Here is a 16,936-nt window from a genome sequence, read left to right on the forward strand (position 1 = left end):
ACAACTCTTAATCCATCATCATATTGATGTTCAGGTTGTACATAATCCACAACGAGCCTACGACAACAATGCCGATAATAAGCAGTGTGAACAGGAATGCAACGACGTTCCAGCGCTCTTCTGATGACGTATTCATATGTAAGAAGCAGACTAAATGAACAACAATCTGCACAACTGCCATACCGACAACAGTCCATAGAATAGTTGCTGGTGTCGCGGTTCCTTCCATCACCATCCAAAATGGAATAACGGTGAGGATAACAGACAGAATAAAGCCAATCAGGTAAGACTTCATGCTGCCGTGGCTTGCGCCTGAAGGAGAAGTATTTGGATGACTCATTACATCGCTCCCATCAGATAAACTACGGTGAACACACAAATCCAGACAACGTCAAGGAAGTGCCAGAACAGACTTAAACAGCTTAAGCGAGTACGGTTAACTTCGGTTAAACCACGGCGTGATACTTGGATCATTAGGATCACAATCCAAATTAAACCCGCTGTTACGTGAAGACCGTGCGTTGACACTAAAGCAAAGAATGCAGATAAGAATGCACTGCGATCTGGGCCATAACCTTCTGCGATTAGCTCATGGAATTCGTAAACTTCCATGATGACGAAACCTAAGCCGAATAAGAAAGTAACAAATAACCACAGATTAACTTGGCTAACGCTACCTTTATTCATGCTCAGCATAGCGAAACCAAAAGTGATACTACTAAATAGTAATAAGAAGGTTTCAACTAAAACAAAAGGTAAGCTAAATATTTCTTTACCAGAAGGACCATCAGCAATCCCGTTAACAAGCACCGCATAAGTGGCGAATAAGCTGGCAAACAGGATAAGGTCGCTCATTAGGTAGATCCAGAAGCCGAAAACTTTCGTCGCTCCTGCATCGTGGTGCCCATGATGCTCATGGGCGTTTGTGTTATTTACAGTTTGAGTAGACATTATTTCACACCTGCTTTTTTCAGTTCTTCATAATGCTTATTCTCGAGAGCTTCAATTTCAGGTACTTGGACATAGTAATCCACATCTGTATCAAAGCTTTTCACGATCCAAGTGACAATCATGCCAGCGAAACCAACGATAGCTAACCACCAGATATGCCAGATCATGGCAAAACCAAGGACTAAACTGAATGCTGAAATAATCACACCAGCGCCTGTATTTTTAGGCATGTGGATTGGTTCGTATTTGGTTGGGCGCTGATAAGCAGTGCCTTTTTCTTTCTGATCCCACCACTCATCACGAGTTTGAACATTCGGTTCAACAGCGAAGTTGTAGAAAGGTGCAGGTGAAGAAATTGACCACTCGAGAGTACGTCCGCCCCATGGATCGCCTGTTAAATCACGATTTTGGTCACGGTCGCGAATACTCACGTAAATTTGGATAACTTGGCAAGCAATACCGATAGCAATCAGTGCAGCACCGCCCGCGGCAACTAGCAGCATTGGGTTAAACTCTGGATTGATATTTTGGCTTAAACGACGAGTCATACCCATAAAGCCAAGAATATACAGTGGCATAAAGGCCATAAAGAAGCCGATAAACCAGAACCAGAATGCACGAATACCCCATTTTTCATTCAGTGTGAAACCGAATGCTTTAGGGAACCAGTAAGTCATACCTGCGAAACAGCCAAATACCACACCACCGATAATAACGTTATGGAAGTGAGCAATTAAGAATAAGCTGTTATGTAAAACAAAGTTAGCACCCGGAACTGCCAGCAGAACCCCGGTCATTCCCCCTACAGAGAAAGTGATCAGGAAACCGATAGTCCATAGCATTGGGCTTTTGTACTCGATACGGCCTTGATACATCGTAAACAGCCAGTTAAAGATCTTAACCCCTGTCGGTATGGCGATGATCATGGTGGCGATACCAAAGAAGGCGTTTACGTTAGCCCCTGAACCCATAGTAAAGAAGTGGTGTAACCAAACGATAAATGACAATACGGTAATAACAACAGTTGCACCAACTAATGAGGTGTAACCAAATAACCGTTTTTTAGAGAATGTTGCGGTGACTTCCGAGAACACACCAAATACAGGCAAAACAAGGATATAAACTTCTGGATGACCCCAAGCCCATACGAGGTTGATGTACATCATCATGTTACCGCCCATATCATTGGTAAAGAAATGCGTACCAAGATAGCGGTCTAATGTTAACAATGTAATCGTAACGGTTAAAATTGGGAATGCAGCGATAATCAGGACGTTAGTACATAAAGCAGCCCAAGAGAATACTGGCATTTTCATCATACTCATACCCGGCGCACGCATACGCAGGATAGTCGCAAAGAAGTTAACTCCCGTTAGAAGCGTACCAATACCGGATATCTGTAAACTCCATATCCAATAATCGACCCCGACTCCTGGGTTGTATTCCAAGCCAGAAAGTGGCGGGTAAGCTAACCAACCTGTTTGTGCGAATTCACCAATACCTAAAGAAAGGTTGATAAGTATCACACCAACGACGAAGAACCAGAAGCTCAGCGAGTTTAGGAAAGGGAAGGCCACATCACGAGCACCAATCTGTAAAGGCACAACGAGGTTCATCAGACCCACAACGAAAGGGGTTGCCATGAAGAAAATCATGATAACGCCGTGTGCGGTAAAAATCTGATCATAGTGATGAGGAGGTAAGAAGCCCGCTTCACCTGCTGATGCTAGCGCCTGTTGGCTTCTCATCATAATGGCATCGGCAAAGCCACGGAACATCATGACCATTGCAACGATGATATACATAATACCAATTTTTTTATGGTCAACACTGGTTAACCATTCGCTCCATAACCATTTCCATTTACGAAAATAAGTTAGTGCGCCAACAACAGCAAGTCCGCCCAGAACGATACCGAGTAAAGTTACTACGATAATAGGTTCATGTAACGGGATTGCATCAAGAGTTAATTTTCCGAACATGCCTTTATTCCTCTGCTCCTGCATGCGCCGCATGGCTCATGTTCATATTCATTGTTGCATCAGTATGTGCTGTCTGATTGCCACTGGTGTGAGCGCCATGACCTGTGTGACCAAATTTAGAAATGGTCTCTTGGAATAACATTGGCTTCACGCTTGAATAGTAGGTCACTGGATTTTTTTGGCTTGGTTTAGCAAGTTCATTAAATGCAGCGGTCGTATTTAACGTATCTGACGATTGTTTGACTTTTTCAACCCATGCGTCGAAACCGGCGCGATCAGGTGTCGCAATCGCTGTAAATTTCATATCAGAAAAACCGTGTCCACTATAACTTGCTGACATCCCAGGATATTCACCAGGTTCATTAGCAATTAAGTGCAGCTTAGTTTGCATTCCAGCCATCGCATAGATTTGTCCACCTAAACGAGGGATAAAGAATGAGTTCATGACTGAGTCAGACGTGATTTTGAAATTAACAGGCACATTAGCAGGGAAAGCCAATTCATTGACTGTCGCAATACCTTGCTCTGGATAGATAAATAACCATTTCCAATCCATTGAAACAACTTCAATGGTGACCGGTTTTTCTGAGGACTCTAAGGGTTTGTAAGGATCAAGCTCATGGGTTGTTTTCCATGTGATGCTTGCCAAAATCACAATAATGATAATTGGCACGGTCCAAACAACGAGTTCAATTTTATTTGAGTGAGCCCAGTTTGGGCGGTAGGTGGCTTTTGTATTGGATTCGCGGTAGCGATAAGCGAAAACAATCACCATCAGTATTACCGGTATCACAACAATTAACATTAAACCAAGTGCAATAAGGATTAATGTTTTTTGCTCAGCGCCGATAGCGCCTTTGGGATCCATTAACGCCATGTCACAGCCACTTAATAAGAGAGCGGCGGCTAATAGCGAGAGTGTCCCAATACTTTTTATGTATTTCATAAGTCTCATCCAACGACCTAAATGACAAAGGTTCTATTGTTGTTTCATCAGTATCAGTAAGGACATTTTACGGTAAGGTTGCGACAGTGTAAACAATTGTAATGGTAAGTGGGTGATTGGTTGTTCTTTTGTGTTAATGTGATCACGAGTAATTAAAGTATTAAATAATTGTTAATTTAATTGTTGGATATTAACGATAATTTCATAAAGTACCATATTTCTAAAATAAATACATATTTTTACAAATAAAAATGCAATAAAAAATGTAAGAAAACGTATTTTGATTAAAAAAGTGACAGCAGGGAGGTCAGAGGAGAATTTATGAGCTAAATTCTTTTTATTCTGATGTTTAATATCTTAATTTACCTTCTATGTGATTTTTAATGTTGATAATAGATCATTTGTTGAATATTTATATTCAATGAGAATTTTTTCATTAAAACAAGAAAAAAGGATTACAGCGGATAAAAATCGATCCGCTGTAATAAAAATTAACAATTTGCTATCAGAAGTTATATTTCAAGCTATATACAATGCCATCTTGCAGAAAACTCTCTCCTAGCTTTTTATAAGCATAACGATATTGAATTCCTGTGGTGATAGATGTTGTTGGATGCCACCAAATGGCTAAAGCGCCATTAATGCCATTTTTACCTCCATTGCCATAACGCTTGTGTCGTTGAAATTCCATTTCATGCCAGTTTGTTAGGCTAAATTTTTGATTTTTTATATTAAAATCATATCCAGCAACCCAACCAGCGACATAACCGTTGTTACCTGAATATTTAGATTGATCGACATAATGAAGGGCAATAAAAGGTTTAAACCATAAATTAGCAATTTGTGTGTTATAGCCAAAGCCATAAAGTGTATTTACTTCATGGAAGTTACCACCATATTTTTTACCGGGGAGAGACCATGTACCATAAACATGTCCATATAAATTAAAGTTACTTTCGCCTAAATAAATACGAGCAGTACTTTTAATGGTATAGCGTTGATTATCTCCCGGATGAGTTTCTCTTTTATTAAAAGGATTCTCTAAATCGAAAAAGCCATAAAACTCCCCCCATGAAAAATTAGCTGCACCTTCAAGTTCTAAATAGGCAAAGTCATCTTTATGGGAAGTTTTGCCTGTTTTGTGTGTTGTATGTGTTGTCCAATCCAAGTAGTTAATACTTGTGCTTGCAAATCCCCCTAAATAAGTTGCTTGAGAAGATAAAGAGAATGTAGTTGCGATGACAAACAAAAATGGTTTTTTGATCATAAATTATCTCGATGTTTTATGGCCGATTATAGTTGCGGTGAATGTTCAGTTTTTCTTTTTTATTGGAATAATAAACTATAAAAATCCATTTTGTAGGAATTTGAGCTTTAAATAAGATCTATTTCTAGAATTTTGATATTAGTTTAAAAAATAGGAAATTTTGTATTTTTTATTTGTTTTTTCGAGTTAATAGTAAAAATAAAAAAGAAATTTTTGATAAGAAGAGGAAATTTAAGGAGATAATGGTAGAAAATGGCACTTAGATGAAAAAGTAATATAAACAGTGCAAAAATACCTCACGACACAAGAATAAAGGGATAGTATCATTAGCCCATATTTGTTTTTACTTTACTTGGAATTTTCATTGTGACCTCATTTGCTGAACTTAACGCCCTTCCTGCAGAACAACTCGCTAACCTTAATGAACTGGGTTATTTAACTATGACTCCTGTTCAAGAAGCCGCTTTACCCGCTATTCTTGCAGGAAAAGACGTCCGTGCTCAGGCAAAAACAGGTAGTGGTAAAACGGCTGCTTTTGGTTTGGGGGTATTACAACATATTGATGCAAAACAATTTAATACCCAATCATTAATTTTATGCCCAACAAGAGAGCTTGCCGATCAAGTTGCAAATGAATTACGTCGCCTTGCTCGTTATTTGCCTAATATTAAAGTATTAACTCTATGTGGCGGAGTTCCCTTTAGTATTCAACGTGATTCATTAATTCACGCTGCACATATTATTGTGGCAACACCAGGTAGATTACTTGATCATCTGAAAAAAGAGACTGTCAATTTAGATGATATAAAAACGTTAGTGCTTGATGAAGCTGACAGAATGCTGGATATGGGATTTTTTGATGATATCAATGATATTATTTCTCGTATGCCAACGATTCGCCAAACTCTGCTTTTTTCCGCAACATGGCCAAATGAAATTGCTGCAATCAGTCGTAAAATACAGCAAAATCCTATCACTATTGAAATAAATTCAGTTGATGAGCTCCCAGCTGTTGAACAGCAATTTTATGAAATATCTCGTCATGGCAAGATCGGATTGTTGCAAAAATTGTTAAGTCGTGAACAACCAGCTTCCTGCGTGGTGTTCTGCAATACAAAAAGAGATTGCCAAGATGTGTATGAAACACTGACAGAAAGCAATCAAAGTGTGCTTGCTTTACATGGTGATATGGAACAAAGGGAACGTGACCAAACTTTAATTCGTTTTTCTAATGGGAGTTGTCGTGTGTTAGTTGCAACGGATGTTGCGGCTCGTGGACTTGATATTAAAGCGTTAGAAATGGTGATTAACTACGAATTATCGTGGGATCCTGAAGTGCATGTTCACCGAATTGGTCGAACAGCTAGAGCGGGTGAAAGTGGGTTGGCTATTAGCTTTTGCGCACCAGAAGAAATTCAGCGTGCTAATGCTTTAGAAGAAATGCTTCATATGAAGATAAATTGGTTACCTGTTCCTACAGGTCTACAAATTGCGCCACTTGAAGCAACGATGGCAACATTATGTATCGATGGTGGTAAAAAAGCCAAGATGCGCCCAGGCGATATTTTAGGCGCATTAACTGGAGATATGGGTCTTAATGGTGCTGATATTGGCAAAATTATGATTAATCAGACACATGCTTATGTTGCAGTAAAACAATCAATTGCTAAGCAAGCTTGGAAACAGTTACAACAAGGTAAAATTAAAGGTAAATCGGTCAAAGTCAGACTATTTAGATAATTTAAATAATCAGTAACTTTTTTTACTAATACCAAAATTAATATAAATATAAAGAAAAAGGACAGTTTAGACTGTCCTTTTTTCGTTAACTGCACTAAATATAACAAAATTAATGTGTTGTTATTCTGAGTGCTAAATAATCTAATATTGTGCCTACAACGAGGCTTATTGCACCAACAACAACACCATATAAAAACAGTGATGAAGCCCAATGGCCTAATAATTTATTATTTATTGATTGAATAAAATCAATAGATTGGAACATCTCTAAACTAGATAATGAATTGGTAATAACTAGAATTAAGCTACAAATAAAGAAGAAAACGGCGAGTACCAAACCATAGAGAGCAAAGCGGTATTGTTTTATAAATTGTGTTCTTCTCAGAAATTCGCCTGTTTTTTGCGTGTACATAAGCGTATTTTTTGAAATCATCAGCAAAATAAGGCCAGGAACTGAAGCTACGATAGAGAAAAGATAAAACGCCTCCCAGCCATGACTTTCGACATACCAACCCGCAACAGGGCCTACATAAACACGACCAATGGCGGATAGCGCTGAAAGAAGTGCGAATTGTGTTGCTGAAAAAGAAAGATGACAAAGAGTCATTAAAAGTGCAACGAATGCAGCCGTACCCATTCCTCCACAGATATTCTCAAAAGCGACTACGGCACCCATGCTATAAATGTTTTGTTCTGAGATAGCGAGATACCAATAGCCAATATTTGAGCCACCTTGCATTATTCCAAAAATCATTAGTGCTTTAAATAAGCTCCAACGGCGCATTAATAAGCCACCTAATAAGGCACCGATAATCGTGGCAGCAAGTCCTAATGTTTTGTTGACTAAACCAACTTCTCCAGCATCAAAGCCTGCGCCACGAATAAGGAATGTGGTACTTAAACTCAGTGCAAAAGCATCGCCCATTTTATAGAGAACAATGAGGAGTAAAATAAGCCAAGCATTATTACGAGAGAAGAATTCAGCTAAGGGTTCAATTACGGCTTCATAGAGTGTACGAGGGGGTTTTACCGCAGTTTCTGGCTCTTGGGCGAGTAGTGTGGCAATAATACCAATTCCCATTAAAGCAGCCATTAACCAGTACATATTTTGCCAGCCAATATATTTATCAGCGAGCCAAAGTGCCATACCACCAGAAACAAGCATTGCAATGCGATAGCCTAATACAGAAACTGCCGCCCCAGTACCACGTTCATCGGCCTTTAAAATATCTGTTTTATAAGCATCAAAGACAATATCTTGTGAAGCTGAACAAAAAGCGACAATGACAGCTAAAGAAGCAAGCCACCATAAATGATCATTAGGGTTTAAAAACCCCATTCCTGCAATACCCATTACCAACCCTATTTGGGTAAGTAACATCCATCCTCGACGACGCCCAAGAAAAGAGGGCGTATAGCGATCCATAAAGGGTGACCAGAGGAATTTAAAGACATAAGCTTGCCCCACCAATGAGAAGAAACCAATGGTTTTTAAATCAATGTTTTCTACTGTCATCCATGCTTGTAATGTACCTGCGGTTAATGCAAGTGGTAATCCAGAAGTAAAGCCAAGTAACAGTAAAATAAATGATTTGTACCAAGTGGTTTGTTTGAAGGCAGGCTGAACCATGCAAGAATTCCTTTCGACGACCTGTTTAAGATAACAGGTCGTTTATTCTAATAAATTAACGGGCGTTAGATTTGATAAATTGACTGACTGAAGCGTCTTTTGCCATATCGCTAACGAGCTCACTTAAGACATTATTAATTGCAGCCGCAATTTTCTCATTAGTTGCACCAAATGGCCCTTGAACATTGTAGCTAGTACGGAATGTTTTGGTATTAGAACTGCCATTTGGCAAGGTAACAATAACTGAGATATCTGCTTTCGCACTAATATTATGGCGAACACTTCCTTCACCTACATCAGCGTTGAGTTTATTGATAACAATAATTACATCAGCGCTAGCAGGAGAACCCACCATAAAACCACGAGCTGTCATTTGTTTTTGCAATACTTCTTGCATTAAAAATGCAATATCACGAGTTGGAACAAGTATTTCCAGTTTTCCATTACGGTTAATCTCCGCTAGGTTTTTGGATGTACGTTTGTCTTGGCTTGAAATATTCAGTGAAATTGGGCGCATGGTTGGATCGGCCGCAGGGACTGACATTACAGGCTCAATAGAGAGTTTATTACTAGGAGTTGCACAACCTGAAAGCAGTGTTAATGCAAAAACAGCACAGAGTAAATTTTTAATCATGAGGTAATCTCGGTTAAATATGTCTGTTGTGTTAACAAGTAGAATAGGCTTCAAACTTTAGCCTATCATACCACTGCTGATAAGTTGCTAATATCCCTTTAACGAACGAAATTATCTGATTTTATCAATTGATTTTATTTCAAATTAACCTCATTTTTGCTCGTGAATTTGACAATATTCGGCCAATGGTTTTACTCAAGATGAAAAATAAGCGATTATCATCAGCAAAATAAAAAAGAATGAGTTCATCATTTTGTATTGATAAAGACTTAATCAATATAATCTGGTCGACTTATTTTTTGTTCGCCATGATATAAAGGCAGAGTATTAGGGGCAGAAATGATCCGTGATGATATTGAGAATAAGCTGATTTCACGCTTTTCACCGCATTTTTTACAAGTAATAAACGAAAGCCATCGCCATAATGTGCCTGAAGGCTCTGAAAGTCACTTTAAAGTCATTATTGTTAGTGATGAATTTAATGACAAGCGCAGCGTCTCACGCCATCGTGGTGTGTATCAAACCTTAGCTCATGAAATGGAAAATGGTGTTCATGCTCTCGCATTGCATACTTTTACGTTGAGTGAATGGAATGAACAACAGGATAAAGCATTACGCTCTCCTGGATGTCGTGGTGGGAGCCAAGAAGATTAACAATGTTATCGTTAATCGTGAATAAATAGATCCTAAGATGCGTATTTTTTGTTCTTTATAGAGGGAAAAAGGGGCGACTTACTCGATTTTATGAAAAAATTGAGGAATAAAACGGCTCTTTCTCGACTCAACCCCTCTAGATCGTTATAATGTCGCGTCTAATTTTCAGTAAGGTTTCGGGATGCTTCTGATATCAGGGATCCTCGTTTTTTTAAATGTGGCGGCCCCGGTTCTGAAAGGAAAATAAATCTAAATATGCCAATGTCATATTAGTTTCCTTTAAAGTAGACCGAGCACTAAAACTTATTTTGAGGTAACAAGATGCAAGTTTCTGTTGAAACGACTCAAGGCCTAGGGCGTCGTGTCACAATCACCGTACCAGCCGCTGATATCCAAACTGCTGTAGACAGTGAACTGAAAAAAGCTGCTAAAACTGTTCGCATTGATGGTTTCCGTAAAGGTCACGTTCCAATGTCTATGGTTAAACAGCGTTACGGTATGTCTGTACTGAATGATGTTCTTGGTGATTTAATGTCGCGTAATTTCATTAACGCTATCATCGAAAACAAAGTAAACCCAGTTGGCGCGCCTGACTACAAACCAGAGCAATACAAAGAAGGTGAAGACTTTGTTTACTCTGTGGAATTCGAAGTTTTCCCAGAAATCGAACTGAAAGGTCTGGAAAGCATTGAAGTTGTAAAACCCGTTGTCACAGTTAAAGACGAAGACGTTGATAACATGTTAGAAACACTGCGTAAGCAACAAGCAGAGTGGAAAGACAAAGACGGCGAAGTTGCAGCAGAAGATCGTGTAACTGTTGATTTCAATGGTTCTATTGACGGTGAAGAATTCGAAGGCGGAAAAGCTGAAGATTTCGTACTGGCAATGGGTCAAGGTCGTATGATCCCAGGTTTTGAAGAAGGCGTTATCGGTCATAAAGCTGGCGAAGAATTCACAGTCGATGTGACTTTCCCAGAAGATTACCACGCTGAAAACCTGAAAGGTAAAAAAGCACAATTCGCTATCAACCTGAAAAAAGTTGAAGAGCGTGAACTGCCAGAATTAACTGAAGAGTTCATCAAGCGTTTTGGTATTGCTGATGGTTCTGTTGATGGTTTACGTGCAGAAGTACGTAAAAACATGGAACGTGAACTGAAAAATGCAATCCGTACTCGTGTTAAAACACAAGTTATTGATGGCTTAGTTAAAGCAAACGAAGTTGACGTACCAGCAGCCGCTGTAGACAGCGAAATTGAAGTTCTGCAACGTCAAGCAGCTCAACGCTTTGGTGGCGACGAGAAACAAGCTCTGCAATTACCACGTGAACTGTTCGAAGAACAAGCTAAACGTCGTGTAATCGTTGGATTATTGTTAGGTGAAGTGATCAATAGTAATGAACTGAAAGCAGAAGACGAGCGTGTTAATACACTGATCGACGAAATGGCTTCAGCTTACGAAGATCCATCAGAAGTTGTTGAGTTCTACAACAAGAACGAACAACTGATGAATAACATCCGTAATCTTGCATTAGAAGAGCAAGCGGTAGAAAAAATCTTAGCAAATGCTAAAGTAACTGAAAAAGAGACTAACTTCACTGAACTGATGAACGAAGTTCAAATGGGTTAATTTTTAACCGCGATATCGGTTTTAAGCAAAAACCCGTGGTTTTTACCACGGGTTTTTTTCAGTTTGTATATATTTATCAAAATTAGCCTTGAAATCTGAGCGATTATCTCCAGATAATTCTATATTCTCTTTATCACTCCTCGCGAGGCGCCTTGAATGTCTTGTGAGAGATTAGATCATTAGAAATGGTCATGATCAATTATCTCAAGTAAAATTGTTGTCATTGGCACCAATAAGAATGCAATAGGAGACAGACATGTCATTTAACGACACACAGGAACAATTCGCACCTAATATGGCTCTGGTGCCGATGGTTATAGAGCAAACTTCGCGAGGAGAGCGTTCTTACGACATTTATTCACGTTTATTAAAAGAACGTATCATTTTCCTGACTGGCCAAGTTGAAGATCACATGGCTAATCTGATCGTCGCTCAAATGCTGTTTTTAGAAGCAGAAAACCCAGAAAAAGACATCAATTTATATATTAATTCACCAGGTGGTGTGATTACTGCGGGTATGTCCATCTATGACACCATGCAGTACATCAAAGCGGATGTCAGCACGATTTGTATGGGACAAGCGTGTTCAATGGGTGCTTTCTTATTATCAGCTGGTGCAAAGGGTAAACGTATTTGCTTACCTAACTCTCGTGTGATGATCCACCAACCATTAGGTGGTTACCAAGGTCAGGCAACAGATATTCAAATTCATGCGCAAGAAATTTTGAAAGTAAAATCGCGTATGAATGAATTAATGGCTCAGCATACGGGTAAATCTATTGAAGAAATAGAAAGAGACACTGAGCGCGATCGTTTCTTATCCGCTAACGAAGCGTTAGAATACGGATTAGTGGACAAAGTCTATACACAACGTAGTTAATTACAGCACGTTGTAATAGCAAATGAATTAATACGTTTTCTTTGTTAGCCTTTAATCCAAAGGAAACGGCTAGCAATATCTATGTAAAAAAGTCTTTCTTCTTCTTATAACCTGATAAGAAGAATAACTAAGTGAGGTTGACTGATGACAGATAAGCGCAAAGATAGCTCAGGGAAGCTTCTGTATTGCTCTTTCTGCGGTAAAAGCCAGCATGAAGTAAAGAAATTGATTGCTGGTCCGTCGGTTTATATCTGTGATGAATGTGTTGATCTTTGTGTCGATATCATTCGTGAAGAAATAAAAGAACTGGCGCCTCATCATGAACGCAGTGAATTGCCGACGCCACATGAAATTCGTAAGCACCTTGATGACTATGTTATCGGTCAAGAATTGGCTAAAAAAGTTCTGGCTGTTGCCGTTTATAATCACTATAAACGCCTGCGTAATGGCGATAAAGCCAATGGTGTTGAGCTAGGAAAAAGTAATATTTTGCTGATTGGACCTACTGGTAGTGGTAAAACGCTATTAGCAGAAACATTAGCACGCTACCTAGATGTTCCTTTTACTATGGCAGATGCCACTACGCTGACAGAAGCAGGCTATGTGGGCGAAGATGTTGAAAACATTATTCAAAAACTGCTACAAAAATGTGATTACGATGTGCAAAAAGCACAACGTGGTATTGTTTATATTGATGAAATTGACAAGATCACTCGTAAATCTGAAAACCCATCAATCACACGCGATGTGTCTGGTGAAGGTGTACAGCAAGCATTATTGAAACTAGTTGAAGGAACGGTGGCTTCAGTTCCTCCACAAGGTGGACGTAAGCACCCACAACAAGAGTTTTTACAGGTTGATACCTCTAAAATCCTCTTTATTTGTGGTGGTGCATTTGCTGGCCTTGATAAAGTTGTTGCACAACGTTTAAATACACACTCTGGTATTGGTTTTGGTGCAGAAGTCAAAAGCCAAAAAGAAAAAGCCAGCGAAGGTGAATTATTAGCCCAAGTTGAACCAGAAGATCTGATTAAATTTGGACTTATTCCCGAATTTATTGGACGTTTACCTGTTGTTGCGACATTAGGTGAGTTAAACGAAGATGCACTGATCCAAATCTTACAAGAACCTAAAAATGCACTGACAAAACAATATCAGGCATTATTTAAGTTAGAAGGAGTGGATTTAGAATTCCGTAAAGAAGCGCTGACTGCAATCGCGAAAAAAGCCATGGTGCGTAAAACAGGTGCTCGTGGTTTACGCTCAATTGTTGAAGCTGCATTACTTGATACGATGTATGACCTTCCTTCATTTGAAAATGCAGAGAAAGTTGTTATTGATGAAGGTGTCATCAATGGAAAATCTGAGCCGTTGATTATTTATAGTCAACCAGAAAACCAGGCATCAGGTGAATAATGCATCGTAATTTGGCAATGTCTCTTATCTGACATTATCTGTAATTTTCTCTTAAATAGACGAGAAATTTAAGATAAAGCGCGCCAACGCAATAAAAATGAGGGAATTTTCCCTCATTTTGTTTTTTTAATGGGTAAGGCTATTGAATGTCAGAAAAGTGCCCTTATATATTTTGACAATCCGTGGAATTAATTTTATTTGGTGACATGCGAATAAAATTACCTGTAAAAGCGTTAAGCTAAAAACGAAGAGAGAGCTCTATGAATCCTGAGCGTCCAGAATGTATTGAAATACCTGTATTGCCACTACGTGATGTTGTTGTATATCCACATATGGTAATCCCGTTGTTCGTTGGTCGTGAAAAATCAATTCATTGCTTAGAAGCGGCGATGAACGACAACAAACAAATTATGCTGGTTGCGCAGAAAGATGCATCTACTGACGAACCAGGTGTTAATGATCTTTTTTCTGTTGGTACAGTGGCGTCTGTTTTACAGATGCTAAAATTGCCTGATGGAACAGTAAAAGTCCTTGTTGAAGGTATTCGTCGTGCCAAAATTACGATGTTATCTGATAATGGTGAGTACTTTCAGGCGAAAGCAGAATACCTTGAAACGCCAGCGGTTGATGAGCGTGAACAAGAAGTCTTAAATCGTACAACGATTAATCAGTTTGAAGGTTATATCAAACTGAATAAAAAAATTCCGCCAGAAGTATTGGCTTCATTACATGCTATCGAAGAATCAGCAAAATTAGCAGATACCATTGCTTCTCATATGCCGCTGAAACTGAAAGATAAGCAAGCTGTACTTGAAATGTCTGATGTGACTGAACGCCTAGAGTACTTAATGGCGATGATGGAATCAGAAATCGATCTGCTACAAGTCGAAAAACGCATTCGTAACCGTGTTAAAAAGCAGATGGAAAAAAGTCAGCGAGAGTATTATCTCAATGAACAAATGAAAGCGATCCAAAAAGAGTTAGGTGAGATGGATGATGCACCTGATGAAATGGAATCGCTGAAACGTAAAATCGACGCTGCAAAAATGCCAAAAGAGGCAAAAGAAAAGACAGAAGCAGAACTTCAGAAATTAAAAATGATGTCGCCAATGTCAGCAGAAGCTACAGTTGTACGTAGCTATATCGATTGGATGGTTCAAGTTCCTTGGAATAGCCGTAGCAAAGTTAAAAAAGACTTAGTGAAAGCGCAAGAAGTGCTTGATACTGACCATTATGGTTTAGAACGTGTTAAAGAGCGTATCCTTGAATATCTCGCGGTACAGTCTCGTGTTAGCAAAATCAAAGGACCAATTCTGTGCTTGGTTGGACCTCCAGGTGTGGGTAAAACCTCTCTGGGCCAATCTATAGCTAAAGCAACAGGCCGTAAATATGTTCGTATGGCGTTAGGTGGTGTACGTGATGAAGCTGAAATCCGTGGTCACCGTCGTACTTACATTGGTTCTATGCCAGGTAAATTAATTCAGAAAATGGCAAAAGTTGGCGTGAAAAACCCACTTTTCCTATTAGATGAAATTGATAAGATGTCATCAGACATGCGAGGCGATCCTGCATCTGCACTGCTAGAGGTGTTAGATCCAGAACAGAATATCGCATTTAACGACCATTATTTGGAAGTTGATTACGATCTGTCTGATGTTATGTTTGTGGCGACATCTAACTCCATGAACATACCGGCACCGTTGTTAGATCGTATGGAAGTTATTCGTTTATCGGGTTATACCGAAGATGAAAAGCTGAACATCGCTAAACAGCACTTGTTACCAAAACAGATTGAACGTAATGCATTAAAACCAAGTGAGCTGACAATCCATGACAGCGCCATTATGGGCATTATTCGTTATTACACTCGTGAAGCGGGTGTGCGTAGTTTAGAACGCGAAATTTCTAAATTATGCCGTAAAGCAGTGAAACAACTGCTGATGGATAGCACAATCAAACATATTGAGATTAACGAAGATAATCTCAAAGACTATTTAGGTGTTCGTAAAGTGGACTACGGTCGTGCTGATACTGAAAACCGAGTAGGTATGGTGACAGGACTTGCATGGACAGAAGTTGGTGGTGACCTACTGACAATTGAAACAGCTAGTGTACCAGGTAAAGGCAAACTAACATTCACCGGTTCTTTAGGTGAAGTTATGCAAGAGTCTATCCAAGCAGCAATGACAGTTGTTCGTGCTCGTGCGGATAAACTGGGTATCAATAGCGATTTCTATGAAAAACGTGATATGCACGTACACGTTCCTGAAGGTGCGACACCAAAAGATGGTCCAAGTGCGGGTATCGCAATGTGTACTGCATTGGTATCAAGCCTAACAGGTAACCCTGTACGTTCGGATGTTGCAATGACGGGCGAAATTACGTTACGCGGACAAGTATTGCCAATTGGCGGACTGAAAGAAAAGTTACTTGCTGCACATCGTGGTGGAATTAAGACTGTTCTTATCCCAGATGAAAATAAACGTGATTTAGAAGAAATTCCTGAAAATATTGTTGCTGACCTGGATATTCACCCGGTGAAAACAATTGAGGAAGTTTTATCGTTAGCCCTACAAAACTCGCCGTTTGGCATGGAAATTGTGACGGATAAATCACACTAAAAAGTGATGCTAGTCATAAATTATAGCTAAAAAAAAGGCTGGATAAGTAATAAAAGCTTGCCAGCCTTTTTTTGTGTCGCTAATTTAATGGGGATTTTAATTAATAATGCTGTTTTATCGGTCTTGCTATATCTAAAAAGGCTTGATATAACGACGTTTGCAAAATTTGCCATTAATGGTGAAAAATAACGCATAAAATTATGGGGATGAAAGCGTGAATAAAACTCAACTGATCGACAAAATTGCTGCAAATGCAGATATCTCAAAAGCGGCAGCTGGTCGTGTTGTAGATGCTCTGGTTGCTTCTATCACTGAATCTTTACAAAAAGGTGATGATGTAGCATTAGTAGGTTTCGGTACTTTTACTGTACGTGATCGTGCAGCTCGTACTGGCCGTAACCCACAAACTGGTAAAGAAATTCAAATTGAAGCTGCAAAAGTTCCTGCATTCCGTGCAGGTAAAGGCTTAAAAGACGCAGTTAATCAATAATAGTTGAACGAATTTTCTGCCAAAGGGTTATTAACTTAACGTTATGGATAAACAGAAAACGACTCAATTAAAAAATGAAGCGCATCTTTTTGAGATGCG

Annotated in this window: 14 protein-coding genes; 7 read left to right on the top strand and 7 right to left on the bottom strand. The window is 39.2% G+C overall.

The window, feature by feature from the left end; translation table 11 throughout:
- Positions 1-7: 7 nt before the first annotated feature.
- From LW139_RS03670 to LW139_RS03690, 5 genes are all read right to left on the bottom strand, one after another.
- A complete protein-coding gene (locus tag LW139_RS03670) occupies positions 8-340 on the bottom strand; it encodes a cytochrome o ubiquinol oxidase subunit IV (RefSeq protein ID WP_006535101.1) in 333 nt (110 codons plus the stop codon).
- The gene (locus LW139_RS03675; protein WP_072069390.1) at positions 340-951 is read right to left on the bottom strand and encodes a cytochrome o ubiquinol oxidase subunit III; all 612 of its coding nucleotides are present in this window, start codon (positions 949-951) and stop codon (positions 340-342) included. The genes LW139_RS03670 and LW139_RS03675 overlap by 1 nt, the downstream gene beginning before the upstream one ends.
- Complete coding sequence (cyoB, locus tag LW139_RS03680; RefSeq protein WP_166539487.1) at positions 951-2,933, bottom strand: cytochrome o ubiquinol oxidase subunit I; 1,983 nt, start codon at positions 2,931-2,933, stop codon at positions 951-953. The genes LW139_RS03675 and cyoB overlap by 1 nt, the downstream gene beginning before the upstream one ends.
- 4 nt (positions 2,934-2,937) lie before the next feature.
- Positions 2,938-3,888: a cytochrome o ubiquinol oxidase subunit II gene (gene cyoA / locus LW139_RS03685; protein WP_166539488.1), complete on the bottom strand. Its 951-nt coding sequence runs from the start codon at positions 3,886-3,888 to the stop codon at positions 2,938-2,940.
- A 496-nt stretch (positions 3,889-4,384) separates the two neighbouring features.
- On the bottom strand, positions 4,385-5,146 hold the full coding sequence (locus LW139_RS03690) for an outer membrane protein OmpK (RefSeq protein WP_109407986.1): 762 nt from the start codon (positions 5,144-5,146) through the stop codon (positions 4,385-4,387).
- Between the two features lie 366 nt (positions 5,147-5,512).
- On the opposite strand from LW139_RS03690, the gene dbpA reads away from it, so the two are divergent.
- Positions 5,513-6,886, top strand: coding sequence for an ATP-dependent RNA helicase DbpA (gene dbpA / locus LW139_RS03695; RefSeq protein ID WP_166539489.1), 1,374 nt, complete (start codon positions 5,513-5,515; stop codon positions 6,884-6,886).
- Between the two features lie 109 nt (positions 6,887-6,995).
- On the opposite strand, the gene ampG is transcribed toward dbpA, so the two are convergent.
- Positions 6,996-8,516, bottom strand: coding sequence for a muropeptide MFS transporter AmpG (gene ampG / locus LW139_RS03700; RefSeq protein ID WP_166539490.1), 1,521 nt, complete (start codon positions 8,514-8,516; stop codon positions 6,996-6,998).
- Between the two features lie 55 nt (positions 8,517-8,571).
- Positions 8,572-9,150 carry a YajG family lipoprotein gene (locus tag LW139_RS03705; RefSeq protein ID WP_109407983.1) on the bottom strand — a complete coding sequence of 193 codons (579 nt, stop codon included), beginning with the start codon at positions 9,148-9,150 and terminating at the stop codon, positions 8,572-8,574.
- Positions 9,151-9,489: 339 nt separating this feature from the next.
- On the opposite strand from LW139_RS03705, the gene bolA reads away from it, so the two are divergent.
- The 6 genes from bolA (at position 9,490) to hupB (ending at position 16,837) form a co-directional block, all read left to right on the top strand.
- Positions 9,490-9,804, top strand: a complete 315-nt coding sequence (gene bolA, locus LW139_RS03710; protein ID WP_109407982.1) for a transcriptional regulator BolA — start codon at positions 9,490-9,492, stop codon at positions 9,802-9,804.
- Positions 9,805-10,125: 321 nt separating this feature from the next.
- Complete coding sequence (gene tig / locus LW139_RS03715) at positions 10,126-11,430, top strand: trigger factor (RefSeq protein ID WP_166539491.1); 1,305 nt, start codon at positions 10,126-10,128, stop codon at positions 11,428-11,430.
- 256 nt (positions 11,431-11,686) lie between these two features.
- Positions 11,687-12,310 carry an ATP-dependent Clp endopeptidase proteolytic subunit ClpP gene (gene clpP, locus LW139_RS03720; protein ID WP_004245088.1) on the top strand — a complete coding sequence of 208 codons (624 nt, stop codon included), beginning with the start codon at positions 11,687-11,689 and terminating at the stop codon, positions 12,308-12,310.
- A gap of 144 nt (positions 12,311-12,454) precedes the next feature.
- Positions 12,455-13,726, top strand: coding sequence for an ATP-dependent protease ATP-binding subunit ClpX (gene clpX / locus LW139_RS03725; RefSeq protein ID WP_036932880.1), 1,272 nt, complete (start codon positions 12,455-12,457; stop codon positions 13,724-13,726).
- A gap of 260 nt (positions 13,727-13,986) precedes the next feature.
- Positions 13,987-16,347: an endopeptidase La gene (lon, locus tag LW139_RS03730; protein WP_109407980.1), complete on the top strand. Its 2,361-nt coding sequence runs from the start codon at positions 13,987-13,989 to the stop codon at positions 16,345-16,347.
- Between the two features lie 214 nt (positions 16,348-16,561).
- The gene (gene hupB, locus LW139_RS03735) at positions 16,562-16,837 is read left to right on the top strand and encodes a nucleoid-associated protein HU-beta (protein ID WP_036911695.1); all 276 of its coding nucleotides are present in this window, start codon (positions 16,562-16,564) and stop codon (positions 16,835-16,837) included.
- The last annotated feature ends 99 nt before the right edge of the window (positions 16,838-16,936 follow it).

This window comes from Proteus vulgaris (assembly GCF_023100685.1).
Lineage (GTDB): Bacteria > Pseudomonadota > Gammaproteobacteria > Enterobacterales > Enterobacteriaceae > Proteus.

Coding starts and splice junctions, on each gene's coding strand:
- LW139_RS03675 (WP_072069390.1), bottom strand. CDS start 951: ATGTCTACTCAAACTGTAAATAACACAAACGCCCATGAGCATCATGGG.
- LW139_RS03705 (WP_109407983.1), bottom strand. CDS start 9,150: ATGATTAAAAATTTACTCTGTGCTGTTTTTGCATTAACACTGCTTTCA.
- clpP (WP_004245088.1), top strand. CDS start 11,687: ATGTCATTTAACGACACACAGGAACAATTCGCACCTAATATGGCTCTG.
- clpX (WP_036932880.1), top strand. CDS start 12,455: ATGACAGATAAGCGCAAAGATAGCTCAGGGAAGCTTCTGTATTGCTCT.
- ampG (WP_166539490.1), bottom strand. CDS start 8,516: ATGGTTCAGCCTGCCTTCAAACAAACCACTTGGTACAAATCATTTATT.
- LW139_RS03670 (WP_006535101.1), bottom strand. CDS start 340: ATGAGTCATCCAAATACTTCTCCTTCAGGCGCAAGCCACGGCAGCATG.
- bolA (WP_109407982.1), top strand. CDS start 9,490: ATGATCCGTGATGATATTGAGAATAAGCTGATTTCACGCTTTTCACCG.
- cyoA (WP_166539488.1), bottom strand. CDS start 3,888: ATGAGACTTATGAAATACATAAAAAGTATTGGGACACTCTCGCTATTA.
- lon (WP_109407980.1), top strand. CDS start 13,987: ATGAATCCTGAGCGTCCAGAATGTATTGAAATACCTGTATTGCCACTA.
- tig (WP_166539491.1), top strand. CDS start 10,126: ATGCAAGTTTCTGTTGAAACGACTCAAGGCCTAGGGCGTCGTGTCACA.
- cyoB (WP_166539487.1), bottom strand. CDS start 2,933: ATGTTCGGAAAATTAACTCTTGATGCAATCCCGTTACATGAACCTATT.
- LW139_RS03690 (WP_109407986.1), bottom strand. CDS start 5,146: ATGATCAAAAAACCATTTTTGTTTGTCATCGCAACTACATTCTCTTTA.